Here is a 19,286-nt window from a genome sequence, read left to right as displayed (position 1 = left end):
TTTTTTTGTTTTTTTAGAAAAAACTTGAATTTTTTAAAGCAAAAAAGTTAGAAGTTTCAGTAAGGTTCACACAATAGAAAAAAATACTCTTTCTTTTCTAGTGTTAAAATATATTAAGTTATGACAAAATTTAGCAAAAGAATATGATTTAAAACTGTAATAGGGCTTGCCTTTGCTGGAGTGAGTGCAGTAGGTTTATCGGTCGGATTAACCTCTTGCCACTCTAATGTCCAAAAGCAACCTCCTTAATTCCGTTTACGCCTAACAATACTGTTAGCGCCAAGACCACTTTAAAAGATGTTGAAAGTACATTAGCAGCTTTTGGTCACATTAGATCAAATGCTCAAAAAGAAAGCGAAGTTACTGTTACAAGAATTTTAACTTTATTACAACTATCATCTGCTGATGCTGAAGTGAAATTAGTTCCTTCATTAACTTTAGTATCTTTCAGTGTAACGTTGACTAATAAAGACCTAGTGTTTGATGAATCTATTGCAAACGCAATTGCTAACCACCAAATTACTGGCTTAACTTACCGTCTTAACACTTTAGATTTCCACATTCCGATGAGTAATACGACAGGTACTGATAACATTAATTTTTCTACTCAAAGTTTACAAACCTTGTTGAGTGCTATTAATGGTATCCAAAACCAACAAAGCTATAACGCTTTATTAACTAACCAAAATAATGGTAATTACTACCAAATGTTAGATTTAGAACCCACAAATGCAGACCTTGTATTCTCTGCGGGTCAACCTGAGAATCAAACCCAAACAGTGAATGTGCAAATTAGCTTATTAAACGGTTTAACATTTAATGTTGATGCTATTGCCAACAAATTTAACAACCTTCCTTCACCATACAATAATATTCAATATCAATTTAATAACACTTCTAACGTGTTAACCATTCAAAATGTCTTAACAGTTTGTAGTCAACAATAATCAGAATATTGTTGACTATTTTTAACTCTAACAAAGTTATATTTATATTTTTCTTTCAGCCAATAGCTAGTGAGAAACCAGTTGTTGGTTTGAGTGTAATGTAAAATGCAAATAAGGAATTATAACGACAATGAAAAAAAATACAAAAAAGATTGTTTTTAGCGGATTAGCTTTAACAACTTTAATCCCCATTATTGCTGTAGCTGCTACTAGCTGTTCTGATCCGGCCAATAAAACAAATAAACTAACGCCATTTAAATCTACTGTAGCCCAAGAACTAACTTTCAACCAACAATCTTTACAAGATTATTTAAACAGTCACCCATTGACTAATAGTGTTACTATGGGTAACGCTGTGCAATACTGAACTTTAGCAAGTACTAAATTAGAATTGCAAAATTTAGTAGGACAATTCTTAATAAGTAATGGTGAAAGTCACCCTGGTGCTATTGAAGCCATTAGTGCAACAGCGGGTAGTGAACCAAGTACAATTGATATCAATTTAACTTTAACTAAAGATAGTTTCTTCAAGGGTACTTACAAAACCAACTTACAGATTTCTAATTTATTAGTAAGTAAATTAGTAACTTTTGACAACAACGAATTAAGCCAACAATTAGCAGGTTTTAGTTCTTCTCAATTAAACCATACCCAAGTATTAAATTGCTTAATGGGCGCTGGGGTGCCAGAAGCTGCTATTAATGATCAAACTACTAAAGTAAATATTAATTATGCTCAAGATACAGCTGATGTCACTTTAGGTTTAAACCCTGGTTACGTTTTACAAGCTAAAAACAATACCTATGTTTCACAAAAAGACTTAGGTAGTTTTAAACTAAAATTGAATAAAGATGTTCCGTTTGATTTCGGAGAATTCAAATCAGACATCGAACAATTAGATTTAAATAACGCTCAAAAAGAATCAGTTATTAGAAAATACTTATTAAGCTCTGGTTTTACTAACTCTCAAATTAGTTCTGTTCAAATCACAACCAACACTCAAGTAACTGTAAATACACCTGAAACAATTAGCGTGAAAGTTAACTTAAAACCTGGGGTTAAAGTTAAATATGATAACGGCACCAACACTCAAGTAGTGTCTCAAGTTTTAGAGTTAAATAATTTACCAACAGCTACTTTAAAAACTCAAACTGTAACTTTACAACAAGACGCATTTATCAAGACTGTAAATTCATCTAACTTTGATGCCGTCAATACAGATGGTAAAGTCCAAACTTTATTAGAAAATTACGGTTTATCAAGTGAAGAGATTAAACATGTCAAAGTCACAACACACCAAGTTTTAGGCCAACAAGATGCAATTGACGTAACTATTACCTTAAATAAAGGGTATTTATTTAACAGTAACGGTGCAGATACTTTAAGCATGACAGACTTAAAGACTCAAACAATTGATACTCAACCAGTCAACTTCCAAAAACAAAACTTTGAAAACATTGTTGCTCAATTACAAATTGGTCAAGTAACAAATGACACTATTAAAGGTTTATTAGAACAAAAACAAAGTGGTTTATTAGCGAGTCAAATTGCTTCAGTAAACGTTACACCTGATGCTAAAGTTTTAGGTAAACCAGAAACCGTAACCATTACAGTAAAGTTAACTGCTGGTTATTTATACAACAACTCTAACACAATCATTATGCCTAATGTAGCAACTGCTACAGTTTATTCTCAACCTATCCAAATTGATGAAGCAAGCTTTAAAACTGCTATTGCTAAACTTTCGCCTGCAGAAATCCAAGCAAATAATAACCAAGCTGTATTATCTGCTTTAGAAAAGAGTAGTAATTTAACGGCTCAAGAAATTAATGTTGGTACTTTAAAAGTTTTAGAAAACAAACAAACTGTTGGTCAAAAAATTAGTTTTACGGTTACATTTGATTTAAATAACGGTTATTTATACCAAGGTTCTAATAAAGTTGAAATTCCAGATGTTCTTTCTAACCAAATTGCTACTAGTGGTGTAGCAGTTCAAGGTTCATTCAATACTGCTGTAAATAAGATGCGTTTTGCTGATGCTACTAACAAAGACACAATTAAAACCTTATTAGAAAATAATGGTTTACCACCAAAGGCAATTAAAAACGTAATAATTACTCCTGTAAAAAATATTCCTGTAGGTGCAAAGAAAAAGGTTAATGTTACTATTCTTTTAAACCCTGGCTATTATGACCAAGGTTCTAAAACTCAAAGCGACACAATTACAATTGATAACATTTCTACTGACACAATGCAAACGCAAACAGTTACTTGAAAGCAAACTGAATTTGTTCATGCAGTAGCTCAAAGTCAATTTAATAAAGTAGACACTAAAGCGGAAGTACAAACTTTATTAGAAAACTATGGTTTAACAGCTAACGAAATTAGTAAAGTCAATGTTTCAACTAATACTGTTAAATTAGGTCAACACGAAACAATTACTGTAACTATCGATTTAAAACCAGGTTATGAATTTGATACAACAAAACCGACTGGTCAATTAACGTTATCTAACTTACCGACTGCCACATTAAACACTCAATCAGTCAACTTCCAAGAACAAAACTTTGAAAACGCTGTTGGCAATTTAGACGCTAGTCAAGTAGCATCTGACGCAACAATCAAAGGTTTATTAGAACAAAACGGTTTAACAAAAGATGAAGTTGCTAGTGTAGATGTATCTCAACCAACTAAAGTTTTAGGTCAAAACGAAACTGTTAATATTACAGTTCATTTACAAGCTGGTTACTTATACAACAACCAATCTACTATCTCAATGACTGGTGTTCAAACAAGCACTATTTATCAAGAAGTAGTTTCATTTGATAAAACTCAATTTAAAACTGCTATTGCTAAATTAGACGTTAGTGCAATTAATACACAAGCCATTGTAAAAGCATTAGAAGCTGCTGGCTTAAAAGCTGATCAAATTAACACTCAAGCTATTAAATTTACAACTAACCAAGTAAAAGTAGGTAACAACATTACAGCTAACTTCACAATTGGTTTAGCTACTGGTTATGTTTTTAATAAAAACTCAAACATTACTGTAAACGACGTTGCTACTGCAAGTCTTCAACAACAAACAGTTGCGTTAGATAATGCTGCATTCGATACAAGTATCGCTCAAACAGAAATTAGTAACATTACTCAACAATCATTAACTGATTTATTAAATAAAGACGGTTTAAACGGTGCAATCCAAGATGTAACATTTACTAAAAACACTGATGTGCCTGTAGGACAACAAGAAACTATTACTGTAACTATTAACTTAAAGAAGGGTTATGTAACAGCTAATAATGAAAGTAAAATTGTGCTTTCTGCTTTACCAACTAAAACAGTTAAAACTCAAGTGGTTTCATTCAAAGAAATTGATTTTGAAAACTTCATTAAAAAATCACAATTTAATGATGTAAATACAAAACAATTATTAGAACCATTGTTGAGTAAGTTCGGTATTGGCTCAGACGCTTTAGAAAATGTTGTTTTACAAACTAATACAACTAAATTAGGTCAACCTGAAACAATTTCTGTAACGATTAATTTAAAACCAGGTTATGAATTTGACACAACTCAAGCCTCTAGCCAATTAGTTTTATCTGATTTACCAACTGCAACTATAAGTACTCAACCAGTGAATTTCCAAGAACAAAACTTTGAAAATGCTGTTGGTAATTTAGATGCTAGTAAAGTAGCATCTGACGCAACAATCAAAGGTTTATTAGAACAAAATGGTTTAAAAGCAGGTGAAATTGCTAGTGTAGATGTATCTCAACCAACTAAAGTCTTAGGTCAAAATGAAACAGTAAATATTACAGTTCATTTACAAGCTGGTTACTTATACAACAACCAATCTACTATCTCAATGACTGGTGTTCAAACAAGCACTATTTATCAAGAAGCAGTTTCATTTGATGAAACTCAATTTAAAACTGCTATTGCTAAATTAGACGTTAGTGCAATTAATACACAAGCCATTGTAAAAGCATTAGAAGCTGCTGGCTTAAAAGCTGATCAAATTAACACTCAAGCTATTAAATTTACAACGAATAAAGTTAACGTAGGAGACAACATTACTGCTAACTTTACAATCGGTTTAGCTACTGGTTATGTTTTTAATAAAAACTCAAACATTACTGTAAACGACGTTGCTACTGCAAGTGTTCAAGAACAAACAGTTGCGTTAAACAATACTGAATTTAATGCAACTATCGCTCAAACTGAAATTGACAACATTACTGAACAATCATTAACTGATTTATTAAATAAAGATGGTTTAAATGGTGCAATCCAAGATGTAACATTTACTAAAAATACTGATGTAGCAGTAGGCACACAAGAAACTATTACTGTAACTATTAACTTAAAGAAGGGTTACGTAACAGCTAATAATGAAAACCAAATGGTGCTTTCTGCTTTACCAACTAAAACAGTTAAAATTCAAAAAATTAGCTTTGATCAAACTAGCTTCACAAATACAATTAAATCTTCAAAATTTGTTGACGTTAATACTGATAAAAAAGTTCAAGCATTATTAGAAAATCATTTTGGCTTACAAGCAGATCAAATTGCTTCAGTTAAAATTAGTACACATACTACTTTAGGTCAATTTGATACAATTGACGTTACCGTAGTGTTAAAACATGGTTACGAATTTACAAGTAATGATACTAATACATTAACTTTATCTAACTTGCAAACTGCAACTAAAGATACTAACGGTGTTCAATTTAATGAACAAAACTTCTTAAACTATGTAAATGGTCAACGAGATACAACAGTAACCAAAGGTAATGTACAAACTTGATTAGAAAATAATGGTCTAAAAGTTAAAGAAATTGAAAATGTCACAATCGCTCCTGTTGCTAAAGTTTTAGGTCAACCAATTGCGTTTAATATTACAGTTCAATTAACTAAAGGTAACTTATACAACGGTGAAAATCAAATTGTAATGAATGATGTCGAAACTGCTACAGTTTATACTCAACAAGTTAAATTTGATAAAAAAACATTTACGGAAAAAATTGGTCAATTATCAGCACAAGATGTCAACCAAAAGAATGTTTTACAAGCTTTAGAAGCTGCTGGTTTAGCTGCAAGTCAAATTAATACTACAAACGGTACTGGTATTAAAATTGTAGAAAATACAGTAAACCCTGGTTCTGCTATTACCTTTAATTTTGTGATTACATTAGCTACTGGTTACGAATTAGGTGAACAAACTTCAATTACTGCAAATAATGTACCGTCAAAAACAACTAAAATTGTTAACGTTACATTAGACCAACAAAATGTAATACAAGCAATTGCTGCTGACCAAATTGATAGCATTAACACTAATAGTTTGCAAACATTAGTGGAAGCTAACGGTTTAACTGATGCTGTAGAAAGTATTTCAGCACTCCAAAAGAATACCGATGTTAAAGTTGGATCATTAGAAACTGTAACCTTCACAATTAACTTAAAATCAGGTTACGAATTTGCAAATAAGCAAACAACAATGACTTTAACTGCTACAACAGCAACGATGAAACAAGAAACAGTTCACTTTGATGCAACTGCCTTTACTCAAAAAATTAGTACTTTAAATATTAGTCAAGTAAACACTAACTCTCTAGTGAAAACTTTATTAGCTAATAATTACGGTTTACCAACAGGTGCAGTTAAATCAGTAAAAGTATCTTTACCAACTGTAGCTTTAGGTGATAAAGATCAAATTGTTGTAGAAATTACATTGAATAATGGTTATACATTTGCAACTAACCACAAAGACATTTTGACAACTAAAGCCTTAGATACTAAAACAGTTAATACAGAAACTGTTCAATTTAGACAACAAGACTTTATTAATGCTATTGGTCAAATTAGTAGTGATCAAGCTGAACAAGTGCCTGAAATTGAAAAATTATTAGCAGCTAATGGTTTACCAACTACTGATGTAAAAAATGTGGAATTAACTCCAATCACTCATAAGATCGGTCAATTAGATACACTAAACATTACCGTGGAACTAAAGAAAGGTATTTTAGTTAATAACAAAAATACGATTGTAATGAACGGTGTAGAAACTGATACCACTTACACACAACCAGTTAAATTCCAAGAATCAGACTTTAAAACGGCTTTTGCTAAGACTTTAGCAAAGAATGTAAATAACACTAACATTCAAGCTGCTTTAGTAGCTGCTGGCTTAACTGCTGATGAAATTGCTAATATTAGTTTCAGCTCTGTACAAGTTGCAGTGGGTTCTCACTTAGAATACAACATTACAGTAACTTTAAACAATGGTTATACATATGGTAAAACTAACCAAATTGTAATTAAGAATGCTGCTATTGCTTCAATTCAAACAGCTACAGTAAACTTTAACCAAGCTGGATTTACTGGTTCAGTAGCTAGTGAAAAAATGCCAGATATTACTAAGGATTCTATTATTAAATTATTAGAAGCTAATGGCGTACCAGCTGCTGCAATTAATCCAGCTAATGTTACATTAGTCAAAAATGTAAACAGTATTGCTCCTGGTCAGTTAGAAACAATTAACGTCACCGCTCAATTAAACCCAGGATATTACACAAGCGGTACTGACGGAGTGATTAGTTTAACTAACGTTGCTACAGCAACAATGAAAACTGATACTATTTCAAGTTTTAACAACGCTCAATTTGAAGCTGACGTCAATAAATCTGCTTTCAAAGATGTAAGCAATAAAGCAGCAGTTACAAAATTGTTAAACAAATACGGTTTATCATCTAATGTAATTAAAGATGTACAAGTATCAACTCAAACACCTTTAGGTGAAAAAGATTCTATTACCGTTGTTATTAATTTAAAATCAGGTTACTTATTTAGCCAAAACAATAAAAATACGTTAACTCTATCAGATATTAAAACTGCTACAACTAACTTACAACCAGTGAAGTTTGCTGAACAAAACTTCATTAACGATATTAATGCATTAGATGCACAAGCTGTAACTAAACAAAAAGTAGATGAGTTATTAAAAGAATGTAATTTAACAGCAAATCAAATTGCTAACGTTCAATTAAGCGCATTAACAAAAAAAGTTGGTCAAAACGAAACCGTTACAATTACAGTAACTTTAGCTAAGGGTTATACATTTAACGGTAGCAATGTAATTACTATGCCTAATGTGGCTACTAACACAGTTTATACAGAAACCGTTACATTTGACGAAGCTAAATTTAGACAAGCTTTACAAACTCAAACAGCGACTGCAATTAACGCGAAAACAGCTGTAATCAACGCTTTAGAAGCTAGTGGTTTAAAAGCTGATCAATTAAATATTGATAGTTTAACTATTACGCAAAATACAGTTGCTGTTGGTCAATTAATTTCATTCAACATCAGTATTCAATTAACCAACGGTTACTTATACGGTCAAGAAAAATCAATTAGATTAACTAATGTAATTTCTAATACTGAATATAAAGTTCCAGTTCAATTTAATGAAACAGCCTTCGAAAATGCTGTTCAAACAAAGCAAATTGATACTTTAAACAATACTACAGTTCAAAACTTATTAACTACTGTAAGTGGTTTAAGTGCAACAGAAATTGCTAATGTAACAGTTACACCAGTTGCTAACACTAAAATCGGTAACCAAGAAGCTGTGAATATTACAATTACCTTAAAACAAGGTTATGTATTTGCCAATAACCAAAACACAATGACATTAACTGGAGTTGCAACAGCAACTGAAGCAAAGACGACAGTTGAATTTAACGAGTCTGGATTTAAACAAGCAGTAAATGGTTCAAAAATTTCATCTGTTAATACTAAAAAATTAGTTCAAGCTTTATTAACTAAATATGGTTTAACTGACTCAGAAATTGCTAATGTAGAATTAAACGTTAACCAAACATTAGGTGAAAAAGAATCAATTAATGTAACAGTTACTTTAGCTAAGGGCTATTACTTTGATGCAAGTCAAACTCAAAATTCATTAGTTATGGATAACATTAGCACTCAAACAGTTTACGAAAAAGAAGTTCAATTCAACCAAAACCAATTTGAAACAGCAGTAAACGGTTTACAAAGTGCAGCAGTAAACGAATCTGAACTTAATAAATTATTAATTGCTAATGGTTTAACAGCAGATGATTTATCTTCAGTAACAGTTTCACAACCAACTGAAGTAGTCGGTCAAAAAGAAACAGTTACAATTACTGTAAACTTGAAAAAAGGTTATATTTTCGGTAATAAAACTAGTCAATTAGTGATGAGTGATGTAGCGACCGCAACAACATACACTGAAACTGTAGACTTTAATAAAAAACAATTTAAAACTGCGATTGCTAAATTAGATAACAATCAAGTAACAGTATCTAACGTTACAAACGCTTTAATTAGTGCTGGTTTAAATAATGATGAAATTGCAACTAACGGTATTACTATTACACCAAATTCAGTTAAAGTGGGTCAAACATACAACTTTAACATTACAGTAACTTTAAAAACAGGTTACCTATTTGATGGAAATGGTGTCATTAATTTAAGTGATATCTTAGCTAAGAATATTAAAACTGCTAATGTTACATTAGATACAGCTGCATTCACAAAAGCAATGAACCAAAAGAGTTTTACTGATGTGCAAAATACAACCATGGTAAAACAATTATTAGAAGCAGCCCATTTATCTGCTGATGCAATTGCTAATGTTTCAGTAACTGAAACACCAAATGTTGCTGTCGGTCAATTAGAAGAAGTCAATGTAACAGTTAACTTAAATCCAGGTTACTTATACAACAATAGCAATAACCCAATCGTAATTAACAATATTAGTACAACCACTGAAAAAACTGCCACTGTCAACTTTGAACAAAGTCAATTTGATGCTGCTGTTCAAGCCTTACCAATTTCAGCAGTTAATACCAGTGATTTAGTAAAAGCATTATTAACTAAATATGGCATCAATAAAGATGCAATTAATACGGTTAATGTAACTTTAAATCCTAAAACATTAGGAGATCCGGAATCAATTAATGTAGCGATTAATTTAAACAAGGGTTATAAATTTGCTTCAAACAATCAAGGTGAATTAAACTTAACTAACCTTGCTACTAAATCTGTTTACAACATCGAAGTATCATTTAACCAAGCTAACTTCATTGCCGCTGTCAACGGTTTACAAAGTGCAGCAGCTACTCAATCTGAAATCACTCAATTATTAATTGCTAACGGTTTAAAACAAAATGAAATTACTTCAGCAGTAGTTTCACAACCAACTCATGTAGTAGGCCAAAAAGAAAAGGTCAACATTACTGTTGAGTTAGCTAAAGGCTATATTTTTGACAACCAAACTGGTACATTAGCAATGAATGATGTATCAACTGCTACAACTTACACACAAGAAGTGAAGTTTGATGAAAGCAAGTTTAGAACGGTTGTTGAAGAATTATCTGATTCAGATGTAAATGAACACACTGTAGAAAAAGCTTTAATTAATGCTGGTTTAACTTCTAACGAAATTACAGTGAATAATATTGCAATTACCCCAAATACTGTTAAAGTTGGTGAACAAGATAGTTTTAATATCAAAGTAACATTAAACAATGGTTACCTATACAAGACTAACGATGTAATTAATTTACAAAATGTTGCGTCTGCTACAATGAAAACCGCTCAGGTAACTTTAGATAAGCAAGCCTTTATTGCAGCGATGAACAAAGAATCATTTACAGATGCTCAAAATGTGGAAACTGTAAAACAATTATTGAGCCAAAACAAATTATTAGCTGCAGCAATTGCTAATGTAACAATCACGCCAACCAACAACATTGCAATTGGTAGTTTAGAAGCAGTTAACGTCACAATTACTTTAAATAAAGGTTATTTATACAACAATAGTAACAACCCGATTGTGATTAACGATATTAAAACTACTACAACTAAAACTACTACAGTAGACTTCCAACAAAGTGGATTTACAACAGCAGTAAATAACGCACAAATTCAAGCAGTTAATACTAATGCAGCTGTGAAAACTTTATTAGAACAATACGGTTTAACAGATACTGAAATTGCTAATGTCACAGTTGATAGTAATAAAAACGTGGTTGGTCAAGCCGAAACAATTAACGTAACCATTACTTTAAAACACGGCTACTTATTTAAAACAAATAACAGTGACACCTTAAATTTAGATAATTTAAAAACCGCTACTTACTACACTGTGGGTATTAAATTCCAAGAACAAAACTTTATTCACGCAATTAACGCTTTACCAACTAAAGACATTACGCATGATAAAGTTCAAGAATTATTACTTGCTAACGGTATTACAAGTTCTGAATTAGGTAACTTTACAATTACTAAGAATCCACAAGTATTAGGTGAAAAAGATACAGTTAATATTGTTATTAATTTAACAAAAGGCAACCAATTTAACTTAAAGAATGTAATTACTTTAAATAAGGTTAAAACGGCAACAATTGATGCCACAGTAGTGAAATTTGATCAAACAACATTTGATAACCAAATTAAAGCGTTAGCAGCCAATAAAGTAAATGCTCAAACAATTCAAGCGGCTTTAATTGCTGCTGGTTTAAAAGCTAATGAAATTAACGCTGCTTCAATTAAATTTACACAAGATCCAGCAATATTAAATAAACCAATTACGTTTGCAATTAGTTTCTCATTAAATAAAGGTTTTATCTTCAGTGATGAAACAATTAGTATGAGTTTAAAACATGTTGCTTCTCAAACAATTAAGACAATCACTATTGCCTTTAACAACGATGCCTTTAGAGCAGCTATTCAAAAATTAGCATCTAGTGATGTAAATACTCAAACTGTTCTAAACGCTTTAGAACACGATGGAGGTATTACTGCTCAAGAAATTGATGCAAGTTCATTAAAAGTGACTGCTTTAACTCCAGTCATTGGAAAAGCTAAAGCGTTTGATGTAACCTTTACTTTAAACCCTGGTTACTTATACGAAAATAAATCACAAGTAGATTTAACTAACGTAGCTTCAAAAACAATTGCGATGAGTAACTTCTGAATTAGTTCAGATTTACAAGGTAATCCAAATGTTTATAAAAATTTAAATAGTGCTTCTTCACCGACTGTGATTATGACAAACAAGAACTTAACACAGTTCAATTTAAACCAATTAGGTCTAAAGGGTACTAACGCAGTTATTACCGCTGATTCAGTCGACCAATCACCAGTGATTAAAGAAGTGTTACAAGCGTTAGCCAAAATTCCACACGCAGATCAAGCAATTGCTAACGAAATTACTTATAACTTCAACGAAAAATTACAAGAATGATTAACAGCTGAACACTTAAGTATGAGTTCATTAAATGCTGATAACTTCTATGTAGTAAATACTTTAACTGTTACAACAAACAGTGATGGTTTATTAGAAGTGAACGGTAAGATTGGTTTTGAATACTACAACGAAACTAATACTCCATTAGAAGTACCAGCTAATAGCGTTTTATTAAACAATCCAACCGCTTTAAGCGTTTGCCATGGTGGGGTAGTTGGTATTTGTTACAGTTTCGATCACAGTGCTTTAAACCCAACGATTACTTACGATAATAGTCAAACAATCCGTGGTTCTAATAACGTCAAAGTGGGTACGCCAATGTTAAGTTACAACTTAACTAGTGCTAATATTACTCACATTACTGGTACTGTAAATAGATATGCACAAACAATTGCTCAAAGTGGGGTAAATAACGCTACAACTAAAGCACAAGATGTCAACCCATTTACAACCGATATCAAGACAATTAAAGTGACTTTACCTGGTGTGTTAAACGATGGTACTGCGACTTTCTTCAACAACAAACCAAACTTTGATAAATACTTAAGTGGTTTAACTAAAGAAACAATTCAAAGTCAAATGTTGAAACAAGACGATAAGATTTGAAACTTTGTTATCTTAATGTCTGAAAGTGTGCAAAGTATCTTCTCAGAAATTGGTAAGAACCCAACAATTACAGAATTCTTACATTCATTACAATTCCCAGTAGCTACTGTTGTAGGCCAATTAACACAAAATCAAGAATACGGTAACTTAGCTGGTAGCATTTTCGGCAATACACCAGTGTTAACGTGATTTAACCAAAATAAACCAGAATTAATGAGTATCTTTAATAGATTTAAAGTTATCGTAACGGATAACCCAGAATTAAATAAAGAATTCATGAACAAAATTAAATCATTACTTGGTGATAAGTTCAATACAGTTCAACAACATATGCAAGGTTTAACTGCTGCTGCAATGTATACTTTAGCAATGAAGCCACAAGCTGAATTAGATAAAGCTAACCTAGGTCAAGAGTTCATGGAAATCTTACAACAATTTGCTAAAACTCCAGGATTAAAAGTGGCTGAAGCCAGATTAATGAACGACATTAAAACTAAGTCATTAGTAGACATCTTTGGCACTGATTTGCAATGAGCTTTAGAGTTGATCTTATCTTCAACAAAATCTACAGAAAGCAATAACCCAGCTTACAAATTCTTAGTTAGCGTTGATAACATGATTAAGAGCATTGAAAAACTGCAAGGCGTAAGCAATGTTGGTGATGGTAGATTATTTGATATCATCGACAATAAAGATGAATTAGACATCGTAAAAAACTTCATTGAAAAAGATATTCCAAGTTTCTTAGGTTTAATTTCACCACAAGTAGAACAAGCCTTCAATACTTACACATTGCCTTACATTGATTTAGCGTTTGACGCATTCTTCGAATTACACTTAAACAATATTCCGTTAATTTTCCAAGCTTTATCCAGTCCAGTAGTTGACGGAAAAGTTGTAACAATTCCTTATGTGTTAAAGAATTGTGTGAAATTTACACCGACAGTGACTGTTCAATCATACGACCAACAAACTCATAAATTAACTTATAGTAATGTAATGAACTTTGAGTTCACTAAGAATGTAACAATTAACATTCAACCAATTTACAACACAATTAAAAATGACACCGTTGGTCAAATTATGGTGATTCTAAATAAAGTGTTAAAACTTGGTTTACAAGGAAATAACTTTGGTTCTGAAGCGTTTATTGATGCATTATTAAGACAAAAAGGGGTTGACCCATCTAGTGGTGCTATTAAACAAGTTTTAGATGCTTTACCAATCCACCCTGGTGATGGTTGAAACAGAGATTTATTATGAAACTTAACTCTAGGACAAATTTTACAAAACACTAAAGCAGAATTGGTTGCTGGTGAATCTATCTCAACTTCATTATTAGGTCAAAACATGACGGTTAATCCAATCGTGAAATTTGATAGAATGTCATGATGAGTTAACTCGAATATGCAATTGCACTTCAATATGATTCCAACAGCTATGGCATTCGTTCAACCAATTGCAAATAACTTAGGAAATTGATTAAATGACTACAAAAATGGACTATCAGGATGATCGCATTTTGAATCTAAAATCGTTATTCTTCCAGCTTTAATCACAAATATTTACAGTATTCCACCAACAATCGTAAACATGTTCTGTAAGAATACTTATAACTTTGTAGCGGGATGAGTTAACAGAATTAATACACCTGGTTATGAAACTCCAATCTACAACTACTACAAAGATGTAGAAAACATTAACTACAAAGTGTACGCTAACAAGATTGATTCAAATACATCTACTGGTAAACAAATTATTAATATCTTAAACGGTCTAAGCAGACAAACTTCAATCGAAGGTCAATACATTCCTGCTGATAATGTAACGTTAGATAATCAATTGTTGCCACTAATTATTAATGAATCACAAACACCATGAATCAGAAACGCCAGCGATTACTATAAACCTGAAATCGTGGTGCAATACAATAGAACAAATGAATTACCAATCGTATTAAAATTAGGTGCATTAGGAAATATTCCAGTCACTAAGATTAATATTCCTGGTGGTTACACAGTTCAAGTGAAATTCCCAATGAGCGTCCCAGTCACTTATGACGGCGGTCAAACTTGACAAATGCAAAACACTATTTCAATTAAGTTGGCTTTAAAAGCTTAATTTAATAAATAAGAGATAATAAAAATCATCCTTTTGGGGATGATTTTTTTGTGCCTTATGGTTATAAATTGTCTAAGAAATTATGGCTCTATGTATGAACTGATTAAAACCTTGTTAAAATATTAGAGACTTGAAAACTATTTTAAAAGAGGAGTGTAGAAATATGAACCAAGATGTAGTGATTAAGTACATCACTGATCAAGATGCAACCAGTGAAATTGCAGAGAGAGAGAGAGAGAGTTAAAACAATACAAAGCTAAACAAAAAGAACTCTTAAAAAATAGTGCTCGATCTGAACAAAAAAATGATGACCAATTATTGGTCATCAATAATATTATTGACCGCTGTGAATCGGTCAATGAAATCGATAAAGTGGTAGCGTTATTAGCGCACCGTATTAAATTGGGTTTTGTCTTTGATGAAGCTCCAATTGTGAGAAGTGAAGATACTATTAGTGTCTTAACCAAAGATGAACAATTATCTTTTAGTGGGAAAGCAGACTCACCACGCCACAAATTAATTATTGGCGATAATTATGACGCCTTAAATAATTTATTAATTACGCACCGTGGTCAAATTGACGTCATTTATATCGATCCACCATATAACACTGGTGGAGATAACTTAGGTTATGTGGATAAATTTTCAAAAAATGCTTGATTAAATATGATGAAAGAAAGATTAGTCTTAGCTCATAAATTATTGAGTGAAGATGGAGTAATCTTTATTTCATTAGATGATAATATGCAAGCGTATTTTAAAGTCTTGATGGATGAAATTTTTGGCGAAGAAAATTTTGTAACTTCTTTTCCTAGAGTTACTGTTAAGGGTGGGAAAACACAAACTAATTTATGCTCAAATAATTACGATTTAATAATTTGTTTTGCAAAAAACATTAATTGTTGTTCGTTTAATAAAATAGTTGTTGAAGATGAAGCGTTCAAATATAAAGATGAACACTTTAATAAAAGAGGATACTTTCACAATAAACAAACTTTAGATTCTAACTCTCTTGGATATGTTAAAAGTTTAGACTTTCCCATTACATTCAAAGGTAAGATTTACTATCCTGGTGGATATGATAATTTTATAAAAAGACAAAATAACGATATCTCTTCTGATAATGAATGACGTTGAACTTGAAGTGAAGAATTAGTAAATTTCGCCATAAAAAATGATTTTTTAATTTCAAAAAACGATAGATTATGACCTAAAAAATATTTGAACGCAAAAATCATTCAAGATAAAAATTCTGACGAAAAATATACTATATTATTTGAATCTAGATTTAAACCGTACTCTAATTTGCATTTCTTGCAAAATGAATTTTCCAATCCCAATGGTAAAAGAGATTTAGATGTTTTAAACATGGAAGGTAAGTTTAAAAATCCAAAACCAATTGACTTAATAAAAACATTAATAAATTTGAATACTAATAAATGTATAAAAATTTTGGATTTCTTTGCTGGTTCAGGAACCACAGGACAAGCGGTTCTAGAATTGAATAAAGAAGATGGTGGTTCAAGAGAATTTATCTTGTGCACTCGTGAATTTGATGGCAAATATAATGAAAATAATATCGCGATTGACGTTACTTATGAAAGACTTTACAGAATTAATAATGGCGAAGGAACTGATCGTTCAAATGATTTTGAATGATTGAAAAAGAACGAACCATTCCATAATTCTTTAGATGTTTATCGCGTTAAAGATGTTAACATTGGTGTTCATCAAAGTAAAACTTTAGAAGAACTGGTTGATATTAATGTTTATAAAGATATTAATCCTAATTTAGCGATTAATGATAATAACAAAGTTAACTTACTTTACCCTTTATTAAATCATTTAGGAGTGAAGTAAGATGAGTTATATTTTAAAACCTTGTCAACAAGAAGCGTGCGACGCCTTGTTTGACAAGATTAGTTATTATAGTAATGAACAAGAATATACCTTCCAAGCACCAACAGGCGCTGGTAAAACTTTAATCTTGTGTGATTTATGCGAAAGATTATTAAAAGATTTTAATCATAAAACCTTAATTTTATTTTCATCAATTTCTACTGGTGAAATCTATAAACAAAATTATGAAAAAGCTCAAAAGTATAAGTATGTCAATGGTTATAACTATGAAACTCATTTAATTGAATCACCAAGTAATGATAAGAAGTCTAAAAATAATGATTTCATGTACGATATCCCTTTAATGGAAAACTGTATTTACTTTATCGGCACCCAAAGTTATACTAGCAGTTCGATTTTGTATAACAATGGGTTTTTGGAACAATTTTTAAAAGATGCAAAAAACCAAGGTTACCGGATTATTTTCATTCGGGATGAAGCTCATATTGGCGGAACGATTTCACGTAACGATAAAACTGGTTCACAAAATTTATTAAACTTGCATAATTATTTCACGAAACAATTATTGGTATCAGCTACTTTATCAAATAAGAAAGTGATCGATGTGCAAATTAGCCCACAAGCTGCCGAAGCTGATGGACTAATTAAAGCTAGATTAATTAAAGGTCAAGGCTTAAATGAAGTTGATGAAGAAGGTTTAACTTCAGAACAATTGTTAGAAATTGCTTTACAGCAATTTGAAACAATTAAACAAAAATATCCCCAAACAATTCGTCCTGCTTTATTGATTCAAGTTGGTAATAAACAAACTAATAATATTGACTACGAAGACACCATTGCGTTAGTTTTACAAAAAATTAAAGCGCATAACTTGAACTATGTTTGGTATTCTTCAGAAACAGGATTAGATACTAATCTCGACAAGTTATTAAAAGATAGCGATGGTTTATATGGCAGTAATAAAGATTTAATTGTCAATAATGACTCCATAATTGATGTCATTATGTTTAAAGTGTCAGTAGCGACAGGTTATGATATTCCTCGATCTTGTATGCTGGTACAGTTAAGAGAAATTTACAGTGAAAACTTAAACATCCAAACCATTGGTCGGATTAGAAGAAATCCTAACCCTGATTTAAAGTTTCATGGTGAGAATGACATCACTAATAATTATTATGTTTACAGTAACTACCGTGGTAACGGAAAAACCAAAATTAGAGAGCCATTAAAATTATTTCCAGATTTTCAAAATGCCCAATATAACGTCTTACGTTACAAAACAGAATTTATTGATAACTATAACAGTCAAACCCAAATTAATTTAGAATTTGCTAAGCAAATTCAAAACCAGTTATTGTTATTTAAAGAGAGCTTTTTAGAATACTGCGCTCACTTTAAAACTGAGAAGGGTTATAAAATTGCTGTTAACGAAATTGAAACCAATAATAGTACTAAGACCGTTTATAAAGAAGTAATCAATTTGTTTGATGTACAAAGAAGGTTCCAACAATATTTACAAAATAAAACTAATTTTTATAAAGACAATTTAAAGAACCAGATGAAATTATTCTGTCAAAAATATCACTTAAATTTATATGTTTTACAACTATATTTGATTAGCAATTTAGATAGTGCTAATCAATTAAGACAAAGTTTAGAAAAAAGTTATGATGAGAAAGTGACAGAAGAAACACAGTACTTATTTGAAACCGTGATGTTAGCCAAAGAAGTGAACCAATTTCACAATGATCATTTAGTCTTTGAAGGCAATGAACCTATACGCGAATTATTATTAGACCCCAAAGACATCGATAAAAAGACTTACAAATATAAACCGAAAGGATGAGACACGTTAGTAAGCAAAACTAACTATAAAGCAAAATATTTCTTTGATTCTAATCCTGAAATTTGCTTTGCAAACTCTGTCTTAAAAATGTTTAATAGTGATAACGCAAAAATCTTTTTCGGTCCATATCGTCCGTTACCAAAATTTAGTGTCACTAAAAACTATGATGATAGTTCGTTAGTTAAGTTCGAATATTTTAAACATGTGAGCGGCATCGCTACTAAAGCACACTCTTATCCTGATTTTATTGTAGATATTGATGACAAAACTTTCTTTATTGAAGTCAAGTCGTTAAAAAATGACTATGATTCTAATAAAACTCATGATTTAGATGTGGGTTATCAAAATATTTCCTTGAAATATAAAACAGCCTTACAAGAAGATTCATGGAAACCATGAACGCAAAATGTGAACAGTGTGTTAGAACATACGCACTATTATTTCGGTATTGCGTGAGTGGATAACACCTTTAAAGATGATCCTAAATTTACTTGAACAATTTATCATGATGGTGAAATTTTTAGTTCAGGCGAAAATGTAAGTAAGAGTAACATTTTTAAAATGTTTATTCTAAAGTAATTCTGGTAAAGAAAAAAAGGTTTTT

The 19,286-nt window shown here is 31.2% G+C and carries 4 protein-coding genes; all 4 read left to right on the top strand.

Annotation, left to right across the window (positions count from 1 at the left end; genetic code table 4):
* Positions 1-413 precede the first annotated feature (413 nt).
* The 4 genes from ABWU82_RS00865 to ABWU82_RS00850 all read left to right on the top strand — a co-directional run bounded on the left by ABWU82_RS00865 (position 414) and on the right by ABWU82_RS00850 (position 19,261).
* Positions 414-947, top strand: a complete 534-nt coding sequence (locus tag ABWU82_RS00865; protein WP_353289626.1) for a hypothetical protein — start codon at positions 414-416, stop codon at positions 945-947.
* 130 nt (positions 948-1,077) lie between these two features.
* Complete coding sequence (locus ABWU82_RS00860; RefSeq protein ID WP_353289625.1) at positions 1,078-14,976, top strand: hypothetical protein; 13,899 nt, start codon at positions 1,078-1,080, stop codon at positions 14,974-14,976.
* Positions 14,977-15,294: 318 nt separating this feature from the next.
* Complete coding sequence (locus tag ABWU82_RS00855; RefSeq protein ID WP_353289624.1) at positions 15,295-16,836, top strand: site-specific DNA-methyltransferase; 1,542 nt, start codon at positions 15,295-15,297, stop codon at positions 16,834-16,836.
* A 1-nt stretch (position 16,837) separates the two neighbouring features.
* The gene (locus tag ABWU82_RS00850) at positions 16,838-19,261 is read left to right on the top strand and encodes a DEAD/DEAH box helicase (RefSeq protein ID WP_353289623.1); all 2,424 of its coding nucleotides are present in this window, start codon (positions 16,838-16,840) and stop codon (positions 19,259-19,261) included.
* Positions 19,262-19,286 lie beyond the last annotated feature (25 nt).

Origin of the sequence: Ureaplasma ceti (genome assembly GCF_040369755.1) — a bacterium.
Taxonomy (GTDB): domain Bacteria; phylum Bacillota_I; class Bacilli_A; order Mycoplasmatales; family Mycoplasmoidaceae; genus Ureaplasma; species Ureaplasma ceti.
Note: the sequence above shows the minus strand (reverse complement) of the source record. Positions and strands in the feature narration are given on the sequence as shown.